This window comes from Butyrivibrio sp. MC2021, from assembly GCF_000621605.1.
GTDB lineage: Bacteria > Bacillota > Clostridia > Lachnospirales > Lachnospiraceae > Butyrivibrio.
In genome coordinates, this window is the sequence record NZ_JHXX01000002.1 from 115,987 (window position 1) to 128,485 (window position 12,499).

At 46.8% G+C, this 12,499-nt stretch carries 10 protein-coding genes; all 10 read left to right on the plus strand.

Annotated features, from left to right (window positions below; translation table 11 throughout):
* The first annotated feature begins 31 nt into the window (after positions 1–31).
* The 10 genes from T359_RS21415 to rsmB all read left to right on the plus strand — a co-directional run bounded on the left by T359_RS21415 (position 32) and on the right by rsmB (position 12,486).
* Entirely contained in the window at positions 32–1,783 is a 1,752-nt protein-coding gene (locus tag T359_RS21415) for a sensor histidine kinase (RefSeq protein WP_051545044.1), read from the plus strand.
* A gap of 17 nt (positions 1,784–1,800) precedes the next feature.
* Positions 1,801–2,568 carry a response regulator transcription factor gene (locus T359_RS0106495; protein WP_026516763.1) on the plus strand — a complete coding sequence of 256 codons (768 nt, stop codon included), beginning with the start codon at positions 1,801–1,803 and terminating at the stop codon, positions 2,566–2,568.
* Between the two features lie 4 nt (positions 2,569–2,572).
* Entirely contained in the window at positions 2,573–3,454 is an 882-nt protein-coding gene (locus T359_RS0106500) for a nucleoside hydrolase (RefSeq protein WP_026516764.1), read from the plus strand.
* Between the two features lie 94 nt (positions 3,455–3,548).
* The gene (locus tag T359_RS0106505) at positions 3,549–5,708 is read left to right on the plus strand and encodes an ATP-dependent helicase (RefSeq protein ID WP_026516765.1); all 2,160 of its coding nucleotides are present in this window, start codon (positions 3,549–3,551) and stop codon (positions 5,706–5,708) included.
* A gap of 32 nt (positions 5,709–5,740) precedes the next feature.
* Positions 5,741–6,721, plus strand: coding sequence for a Gfo/Idh/MocA family protein (locus T359_RS0106510; protein ID WP_026516766.1), 981 nt, complete (start codon positions 5,741–5,743; stop codon positions 6,719–6,721).
* A 12-nt stretch (positions 6,722–6,733) separates the two neighbouring features.
* On the plus strand, positions 6,734–7,420 hold the full coding sequence (locus T359_RS0106515; RefSeq protein WP_026516767.1) for a DNA alkylation repair protein: 687 nt from the start codon (positions 6,734–6,736) through the stop codon (positions 7,418–7,420).
* Positions 7,421–7,488: 68 nt separating this feature from the next.
* On the plus strand, positions 7,489–8,922 hold the full coding sequence (locus tag T359_RS19580) for a family 43 glycosylhydrolase (RefSeq protein ID WP_051545046.1): 1,434 nt from the start codon (positions 7,489–7,491) through the stop codon (positions 8,920–8,922).
* 495 nt (positions 8,923–9,417) lie between these two features.
* Positions 9,418–10,413: a methionyl-tRNA formyltransferase gene (fmt, locus tag T359_RS0106525; RefSeq protein ID WP_026516768.1), complete on the plus strand. Its 996-nt coding sequence runs from the start codon at positions 9,418–9,420 to the stop codon at positions 10,411–10,413.
* 37 nt (positions 10,414–10,450) lie between these two features.
* Positions 10,451–11,164, plus strand: coding sequence for a zinc metallopeptidase (locus T359_RS0106530; RefSeq protein WP_051545047.1), 714 nt, complete (start codon positions 10,451–10,453; stop codon positions 11,162–11,164).
* Positions 11,165–11,172: 8 nt separating this feature from the next.
* Entirely contained in the window at positions 11,173–12,486 is a 1,314-nt protein-coding gene (gene rsmB, locus T359_RS0106535; RefSeq protein WP_026516770.1) for a 16S rRNA (cytosine(967)-C(5))-methyltransferase RsmB, read from the plus strand.
* The last annotated feature ends 13 nt before the right edge of the window (positions 12,487–12,499 follow it).

A 12,499-nucleotide genomic window follows, 5' to 3' on the forward strand; every position in this document is an offset into this window, starting at 1 on the left:
TCTTATAGTAAGAACTATTGGGGAAATGCTTATGGGGAAGGTATTCGGTTTTCTAAAAATCTATAGGGAAAAAGAACGGGAGGATTCTCTTTCAGCCAGTCTGAAGAGGGTTATTCTCGGCATAGCTCTTATTGCAGCGGCGGCTTTTTTGCTGGCGCTTTATGTGGTTATACAGAAGGAGAGAATCGAGTATACCAAAAGAGAGTCTGAGAGCGTACTGAAAACCCTTTCCAATAACATTTTTTCAGAGATCAAGAACTACACAGAGATATCCAGGATCATTATGACCGAGGATCGTCTGGTGAACTTTCTTAGAGCCGACGGAGTGGCGGTTGACATAGGAATGATCAATGACGCCAGATACGGAATCATGGATATCCTGAATGTAAAAGAGGGTGTTGACTGTGTCATGGTCTTCAGGGAAGATATGATAATGGTTGCCACCAACAGATTTACCTATAAATATGACTACGAGCGCATGAACAACGAGGAGTGGAGAAAGGATATCTACGAAGGCAAGGGTAAGGCCGTGGTGTCCCTTCACAGCAACGGAATTGCCGAGAAGCTGGACAACAAGCCCATGGTCACCATTGGAAGAGCTGTTTATGACATAGATTCCCAGCAGAGAACAGGACTTATGCTGATGAACATTTCCACCATCGTCTTTGACAGGATTCTTGGAAAGCTCGGCTACGGCGATATCTGCATCATGGGAAAGGACGGCAGTTTCCTCTCCGGCAACAGAGATTACATGCAGTTTTTCGATGAGAAGTTTTTTTCGGAAAAGATATACAGCATAGACACGGTATTCGACAAGGAAAAGGTACTGGTGTCCGGCTGCGGTGTCAGCGATCTGCCTATTGTAATTATCAAGGTGTCTCCTTATGATAAGGAGGGAATTCCCTTCAGAATGGTATACGTTCTTTTGGGACTTTTGATAGTATTCTTCGTGCTGGCCTTCTATGTGGGCTGGTTCATCAGAAAGAACATTACAGATCCCGTATTTGAGCTGTCGGAATCCATGGAGAGCAACAGACAGCTCGGGGAACTGAAGAAAATAGATCTGAACATGCGATACAGTGAGCTTGATATGCTTAAGGGCGATTACAACAACATGATCGACCATGTAAATGAGCTTATCGCAACACTTATTGAGAAGGAAAAAGTCCTGCAGAAGTCCGAGATGAGAGTTTTGCAGGAGCAGATAAAGCCGCATTTCCTCTACAATTCACTGGAAACCATTGGTTTCCTTGCTATGGATGCGGGAGCTGACAAGGTTCATGATGCCCTGGAGACCCTGGGCAGATTTTACAGGAACTTCCTTAGTAAGGGCGGAAGAGAGATCCCTCTTTCCAGGGAGGTCATGATAGTTCAGGATTATCTGGCGCTTCAGAAGCTGAGATATGGGGATATCATCAGCGATGAATATGACATCGATCCTGCAACAGAGAATTGCATTGTTCCCAAGCTTATCCTGCAGCCTCTGGTGGAAAACAGTATCTACCACGGCATCAGACTTAAGGGCGAGGAGGGAACCATCCGTGTTTCCAGCAAAATGGTGGACGGCAAACTGAACATTACAGTCAGAGATACCGGCGTGGGAATGAGCCGGCAGCAGATAGATATGATACTTTCTGCGGAGACGGATTCAGAGGTATCACAGAGCGACAGCTTCGGACTGTGGGGAACAATACAGAGAGTAAGAATTTACACCGGCAAGCGGGATGTGGTAACAATCGACAGTGAGGTCGGTGAGTATACAGAAGTAACTTTTGTACTTTAACAAATGGGGTATAGGGTATGAACAGAAAATACAGGGTTATGATAATTGATGATGAAGAGTCTGCAAGAAGGCTTATGAGAGCTGCCATCAAGTGGGATCTTATGAATATGGAGGTTGTAGGTGAGGCCGCCAGCGGAATTGAGGCCATCAATATTATTGATGAGCTGAGGCCTGACATTGCCTTTGTGGATATTTCGATGCCCTTCATGGATGGCATTGAATTCACCGAGACCGCCACAGAGCGCTATCCCAATCTGGTGATCATCATTATGACCGCCATCGACAAGTTCGAATATGCCAGGAAGTGCGTGAGTCTTCCTGTCTTTGACTATATGCTCAAGCCCATGGTACGAGAAGAGATCGAACAGGTTCTTGAGAAGGTAAAAAAGAAACTGGATGCAGAGCCTGATTACTGGGAGACCGTTAAAAAGGAAGCTGACATAGTTCCTGAAAGCTTCTATGCCTCCACAGATACAGATCAGATCATTAAATATCTTGAGGAGAACTTTACAGATTCCAAGCTGAATCTTGCTTCCCTGGCCCAGCACTTTGGCTTCAGCGCCAGCTATTTATCCCGCAAGTTCAAAGCGGATACCGGCAAGAAGTTCATCGAGTATCTCACAGACCTGCGCATGAAGAAGGCTGTGAAGATCGCAGAGTCCGGGGTAAAGATGTACCGCGCCGCCGCAGAGGTGGGCATCCCCGATCCCAACTACTTCAGCAGATGCTTCAAGAAGTACACCGGTGTCAGCTATTCCGACTACGTTGCAGGGAAAGTGGGGTAAGACAATGCCGTTTGCATTTGAGGTTCCGGATTATAAAAAGATCAGAGTTATCGTTGACACCGATGCAGCCTGCGAGGCGGATGATCCCTTTGCCATAGTTCATGGGCTCCTTAGCCCCAAACTGATGGTTAAGGGGATTGTAGCTGAGCACTTTGGAGAGGCCGGATCGGTGGAGCGAAGCTATGCTGAGATCGAGACTATCCTTGATGCCATGGACATGAAGGTCCCTGTATATATGGGACAGAAGGCTGCCATGGACAGTGATGAAGAGATCTCAGAGGCTGTGAGGTTTATCATTGATGAAGCAAAAAGAGTGGATGATAAGCCTCTTTTTATTCTGTGCCAGGGTGCCATCACCAATGTGGCGGTGGCGCTTAAGACCTGTCCTGAGATTGCGGACAAATTCACTGTGATCTGGATAGGAACCCACGGCGAAGCCCCGAGAAAGGCTCCCTTCAGGGAATTCAATGCAGGAAATGACATCGCGGCAGCCAACTTTGTTCTTCAGAGCAATGTACCGTTGTGGCTTGTGCCATCCCTTGTTTATACCACCATCAACATCGGAATAGCCGAGATCCAGAGAAGAATAAGGCCCTGCGGCAAGATAGGACAGCACCTGTTCCAAAACCTGGTGGACTACAACATGTCCAAGTTCGCCGGCTGGACCCAGGGAGAGAGCTGGTCCCTGGGAGATTCCCCCGCCATCGCCATAGCCATCAACCCCGGCTGCGGCCACTATAAGGTGGCGAAGGCTCCCTTTGTAGCAGAGGATACCTCCTCAGAAGTCCTGGAGAATGCCCGGGATATCAGAATCTACACGGATGTTGACTCCAGATATATCCTCGAGGATCTGATAGCGAAACTTGAAATTTTCACAGAGGAATAATCGAACATATTTTCGGATTTTGTATTGCTAGAGTATCAGGCAGATGATATACTGATGATATAGTATATCATTTTAGTTTTGTGGTGGTAGAAAAATGGAGCATCTGCTTGAGGGGTTAAACAAGGCGCAGAAAGAGGCGGTTACAACTACAGAAGGATATGTACGTGTCATAGCCGGGGCAGGAAGCGGCAAGACCAGGGCTTTATCCAGGAGATTTGCATACCTGGTTCTTGGTCTTGGAATCATGCCCGGGCATATTTTATGTGTGACCTTCACTAATAAGTCTGCCAACGAGATGAGGCAGAGGATCCATTATCTCACCGGTGACAATGACACCGGCTATATCAATACTTTCCACGGCTTTTGCGTATCGGTCCTTCAGGAGGATTCCGGCGCCATCAGCTATCCCAAGAGCTTCCTTGTTCTTGATAATTCCGATATCGACGACATTCTGGATATCATCTACGAGGAGAGACATCTTACCATGCGGGACATGACCTACAGTAATGCCAGGGACATGTTCGAGATCAGGAAGACCAAGGAGAATCCCGAATACTATCTGGACATGCTCTCCATGTCCATTGATGAGCTTAAGGCCAAATATGACAACGCCACAGAGGTTCGTGACATCCTGTTTTACGGCTATCTCTATCAGGAAAAGAAGTGCTTTGGCCTTGATTACAACGATCTCATCAAGTTTACCCTGTATATTTTTCAGCAGAATCAGGAGATAAAGCTCAAGTGGCAGAAGCGCCTGGAGTACATCATGATCGATGAGTTCCAGGATATAGACGATCTGCAGTATGAGCTTATGGAGGTTCTGTCTGATTATCATAAGAATCTTTTTATAGTGGGAGATCCCGACCAGACAATCTACACCTGGCGCGGTGCCAATGTTAAGTATCTGCTGGATTTTGAGCACAATCATCCGGGGCTCAAGACCATCATGATGAATGACAACTACCGCTCAACACCCCAGATCCTGTCTGCGGTCAACTCCCTTATCGACAAGAATTCCCAGAGGATAAAAAAGGAACTGAATCCCATGCTGCCCTCCGGGGAAAGCGTCCTGTGTCATCTCGCCCCCAACACCGCGGATGAAGCGGACTGGCTCACGGGCCAGATGCTGGTTCTTAAGGGCATGGGCGTTCCATATAGGGATATGGCTGTTCTTTACAGGGCCCATTATGTCACCAGGACTATCGAGGAGGGCCTTATCAGGGAGAAGATTCCCTATACCATCTATTCCGGAGTACAGTTCTTCGGAAGGATGGAGATCAAGGATGCCCTGTGTTACCTTAGGATGATAGTTTACAAGGACGACCTGTCCTTTAGAAGAATCGTCAATGTTCCCAAGAGGAATATAGGAAAAAAGAGAATGGCTCTCCTGGAGGAGTACGCTGCGGAAAACAGCTGCTCTCTTTACACTGCCCTTAATGAGAACATGGAACATGAACTTATCAGAGGCACAGGGGCCAAAGAGTTTGTTAAGCTCATAGAGGACTTTGGGGCCTCCTATCAGGGAGAAGCGGTGTCCGAGGTTCTGACCAGGATTTTGCAAAAGAGCGGATATGAAGAGATGCTTCGTAAGGAAGGGGCCCAGGACAGGCTTGATAACCTGGCGGAGCTTAAGCAGTCCGTCTTTGAATATGAGACCACCTGCGGTGAGGAGACTGGACTGGAGGACTACCTGCGCCACATAGCTCTTTTTACCAATGCGGATTCAGAGGCAGGTTCAGAGGATAAGGTCAAGCTCATGACAGTCCACGCCGCCAAGGGCCTTGAGTTTCCCTATGTATTTCTCTGCGGCATGAATGAGGGCATTTTCCCCTCCAGGAAGATCCGTACCCTGGAAGGAATGGAAGAGGAGAGGCGTCTTGCCTTTGTTGCCATGACAAGGGCTCAGAAGAGGCTCTTTATCTCAGAAGCAGGAGGCAGGAACTTTGAAGGTATCCCAAGATACCCCTCAAGATTTATACTGGATATAGATTCGGACAAACTGGAATTTACAGAGAAGCCCGACGAGACCATGATGAGCTCGGTTCGGAAGTTTATAGAGAATGATTCCAGGCACCTAAAGGGGGCCATGAAGCTCTCTGTGATAGAGCCCGGAACCAGGGTGGAACATTCTATATTTGGCATTGGTACAGTACTTGAAGTAAACTATGAAGAGGAGAGTTATACAGTGAAATTTGACGAGATGGATACACCGAGGCAGATTTCATATAAGATAAAACTTAAGACACTTGACTGACAACAATGGTTAGGCCTCGAAAGGAGAGCGACATGAAGACGGTTAAATGGGGAGTTTTGGGAACAGCTAACATTGCAAAGAACTGTACGCTTCCGGGGATGAAGAAGGCTGAGAGCTGTGAGCTCTATGCCGTAGCCGGAAGAAGCAAGGAAAAGGCTGAGAAGTTTAAGGACGAGTTTGGCTTTGAGAAGGCCTATGGCAGCTACGAGGAGCTGATTCTGGATTCGGAGGTTCAGGCTGTTTATATACCTCTTCCAAATGACCTTCATATCAAGTGGGTAACGGAAGCTCTTTCCCATGGAAAGCACGTTCTTTGTGAAAAGCCTTTGGCTCTCAGCGCCGATGAGGCCAGGGAGATGTTTGAAACTGCTGCTGATAATGACGTGATCCTTATGGAGGCCTATGCATATCTTCACAGTCCCTATGTGGAGAGCCTTAAGAAGGATGTGGCAAGCGGCATTATCGGAGATATTGATTATATCGAGAGTGCATTTCTTACCCAGGGCTACAAGGAGGACTTCAGACTTCACCGTGAACACGGCGGCGGAGCCATGTATGACCTTGGCTGCTATTGCACCACCATGATTCTGACCCTGGTGGACGCAGAGCCTTCCTATGTGCAGGCCACAGCAGAGTTTACCGACCTTGGAGTTGACTATCTGACAGCGGCCATCCTGGGCTTTAAAAACGGTGCCAGAGCCTCCTTCAATGTGGGAATGAATCTCGGAATAGGCACCAACTCCAGATTTGACAGACTTTATATCCACGGCAGCAAGGGCAGCATCAGATCCGATGTGGAGTACAATCAGGAGGGGGATGTCAGCTATACCGTTTATAACAATGAGGGCGCTACAGTAAGAGAGATCTCAGTGCCTCAGAACTATGCACTGGAGGTGGAGAACCTGTCCAGGTGCATCCTTTACGGGGAGAAGCCCCATATCACACCGGAGTTTTCTATCAGGAACGCAGAGGTGATCGATCAGGTGCTGGATGAGATAGGTTTTTGGTTATAACAGGTGGCGAATATGATAACAGAAGAGATCAGAGACAGACTTTTTGAACTTCAGGATATCAAATACAGGGATTTTCAGAGCGGTCTTTTTCCGACTCTTGAAAAGGATGTGATGATCGGAGTCAGGACCCCTGAGCTTAGAACGCTTGCCAAGGAATATGGGGGGAGAGAGGATATTGGAGAGTTTCTGACGGATCTTCCCCATAAATATTTTGATGAGAATCAGCTCCATGCTTTTATTATCTCGGGAGAGAAGAATGTAGACACAGCCATGGCAGAGCTTAATGCCTTTTTACCCTACGTTGATAACTGGGCCACATGCGATCAGATGTCTCCAAAGGTGTTCAAGAAACATAGAGATAAGCTTCTGGTGGAGATTGATAAGTGGCTTAAGTCAGAACTGACTTATACTATCAGGTTTGGAATCGGTATGCTGATGGAGCATTTTCTGGATGAGGACTACGATGTGAAATATCCTGAGACAGTAGCACAGATCAGATCAGAAGAGTACTACGTCAACATGATGATCGCCTGGTACTTCGCTACAGCTCTGGCCAAGCAGTATGATACTATTCTTCCTTTTTTTGAAGGTAAGAAACTCGATACCTGGACCCACAACAAGGCTATTCAGAAAGCCGTGGAGAGTTACCGTATTACTCCCGAGCAGAAGGGATACTTGAAGACATTGAAGATAAAATAATAAGTCACGTTAACTTATCATTTTGGTTGAGGGGTCATAATGAAACAGGGTAATAGGAGAATATTGCAATGAAGAAATATATCAAAGGCGCTAACCCATACATGCCGCTTTGGGAACATGTTCCGGATGGAGAACCCAGAGTGTTTGAGCATAACGGCGAAAAGAGAGTTTATGTCTATGGTTCTCATGATATTGAAAGAGACAAGTACTGCGGAAGAAACTATGTGGTGTGGTCTGCGCCTGTAGAGGACCTTACCGATTGGAAGTGCCATGGCGTTGCTTATGAAACTCATTTTGATTCAATCCTGTATGCTCCGGACGTGGTCAAAAGAGGAGACACCTACTATATGTACGCTGCAGAGCGCTGTGGAAGTCTTGTAGTGGTTGCAAGCTCAAAAACTCCCTGGGGACCCTTTGAGAATCCGGTAAATACAAAACTTGGCTTTGATCCGGGAATTCTGGTGGATGATGACGACAGAGTGTATGCATATTGGGGCGGATGTGCTGCTCCATGCTATATAGCAGAGTTGGAAGAGGATATGGCTACGATTAAAATGGAAACCCTGGTGGAGAATCCGCTGGGGCATTCAACCTGTCCCTGGAATCCGGTGGATGACGGCCATATTTCGCTGATCGATGGCTTTTTTGAAGCCTCAAGTCCAAGAAAAGTAATGGGAAAATATGTTTATATTTATTCCAAGCGCTATGAGAAGCCGGTGCCGGAACTTGGCGTATTTACAGACAATAACGGATTTCTTTCATATCGCTTCAGTGATTCACCCTTCGGACCATTTCATGATGGTGGCGATATCAGCTTCAACGGAGGCGAGATCCTGCATGATGCAGAGGGGGTAGGTACAATGACCTACCAGTGGGGGAATAATCACGGCTCCATCATGGAAGTGAACGGAAAGTGGTATGTCTTTTACCATCGCCAGACCGGTGTTAACGAGTACTCAAGGCAGGCTATGCTTGAACCAATAGATGTAGCTCTGGGAGCAGACGGCAAACTCTTTATCGGAGATGTGAAGTATCTTGCAGGAGAGCCGGTTTCTTCTAAGCCTGTTGAAATGACTTCTCAGGGGCCTCAGATTAACGGACTTGATGCTTATTCCTGGATTTCCGCAGGTTATGCCTGTCATATCTACGGCAGTAAAACACGTGCATATGTAAGGCCATCTTATGAAGAAAGAGAGGACCTTTCAACTCCTGTAGTTGGAATTACAGAGGGAACAACTGTAGGCTTCAGATATCTTCAGTTTGGGCAAAATACGCCTAAAGCTGTGACTGTTGTTCTTGAAACGGTAAAAAAGCTCAAGGTCAGACTCCATATCGATTCCTATAATGGGCCGGTAGTGGCTGACCTTATATTCCATGGCAACAGCAATGAAGCAAAGGCGATGCTGCAAGCAGGTGTAATCGGCAAACATGCCGTTTATTTTGAATTTGTATCGGATGATAGTGAGGAGATCTATAGCTTCGACAGGTTCACGTTTGATTGATTTAATTATCTCGTAGACCGTTATCAAGCAGTTTGTTTTACTTGTGCTAAGATGTTAAACTTAGTTAGCGTCAATTACCCACGGTCTAAAGACCGATGGGCTTGCGACTACCCAGTAGTTCGCTAAAAGCTCCTACCTTTGATACGGTGTAACTTCCGTGGTGTCGCATTAACGGGGTGATTGACAACACCCTTTGTATAAGAGATATGCTCTTATACAACTGTATCAGGTACTAAACTTCCCATGCCGTACAGTCGGTAATGCCTGAGTATATTTTACGCTGTCGCAGGACATTTGACAGCAACCTCATATATACTTGCCAATGTTCAAAAAGAGTGCCTTTGGTCGATATGTAACCTCACAGATACATTTGCCTAACGGTTTTCTCTATGAGAATATCATACCACTAAAGGCGTGGGTTAACAATTTACAAGGCTCCTCCCATCTGCTAAAGCAAGTGGGTTTCCGCCTACGACAACCGAAAGGATTTTATTTATGAAGATAGTATTTATGGGAACACCGGATTTTGCCAGGTGTGCACTTGAAAAGATAATAGAGGCGGGACATGAGATCGTTCTTGTGGTGACTCAGCCCGACAAACCCAAGGGAAGAAGCGGGGAGCTGCAGGTTTCAGACGTTAAGGCCCTGGCCCTGGAGCACAACCTTCCGGTATTTCAGCCGGAAAAGATCAAGCAGGCAGAGCATGTCGCTTACCTTAAGACAATCGATGCGGATATTTATGTAGTAGCTGCCTTCGGACAGATCCTGTCCCAGGAGATCCTTGATATTCCGAAGTACGGCTGCGTCAACATTCACGCATCACTCCTTCCTGAATACAGAGGAGCAGCGCCGATACAGCAGTCTATTATAGATGGCAAAAAAGAGACCGGTGTAACCATTATGCAGATGGCAGCAGGTATGGACACCGGAGATATCCTTATTCAGAAAACTATTCCAATCTCCGAAGATGAGACCGGCGGAGGTCTTTTCGACAAACTCTCTGTTCTTGGCGGACAGCTGATAGTAGAGGCACTTCCTCTTATTGAAGAAGGTAAGCTCACCCCGGTTCCCCAGGATGAGGCTAAAGCCACCAAGTGCGGCAAGCTCTCCAAGGACATGGGAAGAATTGATTTTTCCAAGGATGCAGAGACCATCAGAAATCTTGTGAGAGGTCTCAATCCCTGGCCCAGCGCCTTCACCTCTCTTGAGGGCAAGATGCTGAAAATCTGGAGCGCCAAGGCCCTTGATGAGGAGAAATTTGATGCTGTTTACGGCGGTCAGGAATCTGAGGAGGACTTCAGCGCAAGGCAGCAGCTGGTAAAAGAGAATGCCTATGGAGCCATTGCGGCCATAGCCAAGGACTCTTTTGCAGTACTTACTGGCGGCGGCTATCTCCAGATTCTTGAGGTTCAGCTTGAGGGCAAAAAGAGAATGGATGTAAAAAGTTTCCTTCTTGGCAACAGGATTAAGCTTGGGTTAAGACTTGGGTGATATAATCACCAAAATGATATAGAAAAGAGGCGATATTATGTATTACGGATATGGAAGAGGTTTAGGTTACGGAATGGGCTTTGACCCTATGTATATTTTAGTTATCATCATGGCAATACTGTGCATGGTGGCTTCGGCAAGAGTATCTTCTGTTTATAGAAAGTATGCAAGAACCCGCAGTATGAGCGGACTTACAGGTGCTCAGACAGCCATGGAGATCCTTAGAAGAAACGGCATTACTGACGTTGGTATTGCCCATGTCAGCGGAGAGCTTACAGACCACTACGACCCCAAGAGCAGAATGGTATGTCTTTCTGACAGCACCTACGGCTCCAACAGTATAGCGGCGGTCAGCGTTGCGGCCCACGAGTGCGGCCACGTGCTTCAGCACTACACCGGCTATGTGCCCATCAGAATCAGATCCGCCATTGTTCCCGCTGCTAATATCGGTTCTAAAGCAGGAATTCCGATTATTATCCTTGGAATGTTCCTTAGCTTTTCACCCCTTATTACCATCGGTATCTGGGTATTCTCATTAGCTGTATTGTTCCAGCTTGTTACCCTTCCCGTTGAGTTCAATGCTTCTCACAGAGCACTTATCATGCTTGAAGAATACGGCATTCTTGGACATGAAGAGACCGATATTACCAAGAAGGTCCTCAGCGCAGCAGCCATGACCTACGTTGCCAGCGCAGCCTCCGCTGTACTTCAGCTCCTTAGACTGGTATTGCTGAACAATAGAAGAAGGTAAAAAAATACATGGCTAATGTTCGAGAAATAATACTGAAAATATTGATGGAATATGATAAGGCAGAGAATCGCCAGACCACTCTGCTTAAGGACTCCCTGGAAAAGTATGATTACCTGGAAACCAGGGATAAGTCATTTATGAAGAGAGTTGTGGATGGATGCCTTGAGCGTCAGATTCAGATTGATTACATTCTTGATCAGTTCTCCAAGACCAAGGTAAACAAGATGCAGCCTCTTATCCGAAGCCTTATGCGGATGAGTGTGTATCAGATCATGTTCATGGACTCTGTGCCGGACAGCGCTGCCTGCAATGAGGCGGTGAAGCTGGCTCAGAAGCATAAGTTTGTGAATCTCAAGGGTTTTGTGAATGGAGTCCTGAGGAATATTTCCAGAAACAAGGATAATATCCAATATCCGGATAAAGCAAAAAATGGCGGCGTGGATTACTTGTCTGTAGTCTACTCAATGCCTGAGTGGATCTGCAGTGTTTGGCTTGAGAGATTCGGTTATGAGAAGACAGAGGAGATCCTTAAGTTCTTCCTGGAGCCCAGACCCACAACCATAAGGCTTAATATGAATCATTTTCCTGATGGAGAGGCTGACATAACCGCCTTTATAAAAGAGCTGGAAGAGGCAGGCGTTGTGGTTACAAGAAGCAAGACCCTCCCCTATGCACTGGAGCTTGAGAAGACTGACAACATCAGATTCCTTCCCGGATTCATGGAAGGAAAGTTTACAGTCCAGGATGTGAGCTCCATGCTCCTTACCCAGACAGCGGATCCCAAGGTGGGCCAGACTGTTATTGATGTCTGCGCAGCGCCCGGAGGAAAGAGCCTTCACGCAGCAGAAAAGGTGGGACCCTCCGGCAGAGTTTATTCCAGAGATGTCTCCGAGAGAAAGTGCGACCTGATTAGAGATAACGCAGACCGCATGGGCCTTGAAAATATCACCGTAGAAGCCCATGATGCCAGAGAGCATGACGATAGCCTTGAGGGCAAGGCAGACATTCTTTACCTTGATGTTCCCTGCTCCGGGCTTGGAATCATTGGAAGAAAGAATGATATAAAGTATAATGTAACCTCCGACGGCATAAAGGAGCTTACAGACCTTCAGTGGGAGATCGTTAAAGCCTCCTACAGCTATGTAAAGAGCGGCGGAGCTCTCATGTATTCCACCTGTACCGTCAGCAAGGCTGAGAATGAAGATATGGTGGAAAAGATCTGCAGCGAGCTTCCTTTTGAATTGGAGAGCCAGCGCCAGATCCTTCCCGGCGAAGAGGGCTGCGATGGTTTCTTTATCGCCAGACTCAGAAGAAAAAATTGATTTTAGTTAGAAA

Coding starts and splice junctions, on each gene's coding strand:
- T359_RS21415 (WP_051545044.1), top strand. CDS start 32: ATGGGGAAGGTATTCGGTTTTCTAAAAATCTATAGGGAAAAAGAACGG.
- T359_RS0106495 (WP_026516763.1), top strand. CDS start 1,801: ATGAACAGAAAATACAGGGTTATGATAATTGATGATGAAGAGTCTGCA.
- T359_RS0106500 (WP_026516764.1), top strand. CDS start 2,573: ATGCCGTTTGCATTTGAGGTTCCGGATTATAAAAAGATCAGAGTTATC.
- T359_RS0106505 (WP_026516765.1), top strand. CDS start 3,549: ATGGAGCATCTGCTTGAGGGGTTAAACAAGGCGCAGAAAGAGGCGGTT.
- T359_RS0106510 (WP_026516766.1), top strand. CDS start 5,741: ATGAAGACGGTTAAATGGGGAGTTTTGGGAACAGCTAACATTGCAAAG.
- T359_RS0106515 (WP_026516767.1), top strand. CDS start 6,734: ATGATAACAGAAGAGATCAGAGACAGACTTTTTGAACTTCAGGATATC.
- T359_RS19580 (WP_051545046.1), top strand. CDS start 7,489: ATGAAGAAATATATCAAAGGCGCTAACCCATACATGCCGCTTTGGGAA.
- fmt (WP_026516768.1), top strand. CDS start 9,418: ATGAAGATAGTATTTATGGGAACACCGGATTTTGCCAGGTGTGCACTT.
- T359_RS0106530 (WP_051545047.1), top strand. CDS start 10,451: ATGTATTACGGATATGGAAGAGGTTTAGGTTACGGAATGGGCTTTGAC.
- rsmB (WP_026516770.1), top strand. CDS start 11,173: ATGGCTAATGTTCGAGAAATAATACTGAAAATATTGATGGAATATGAT.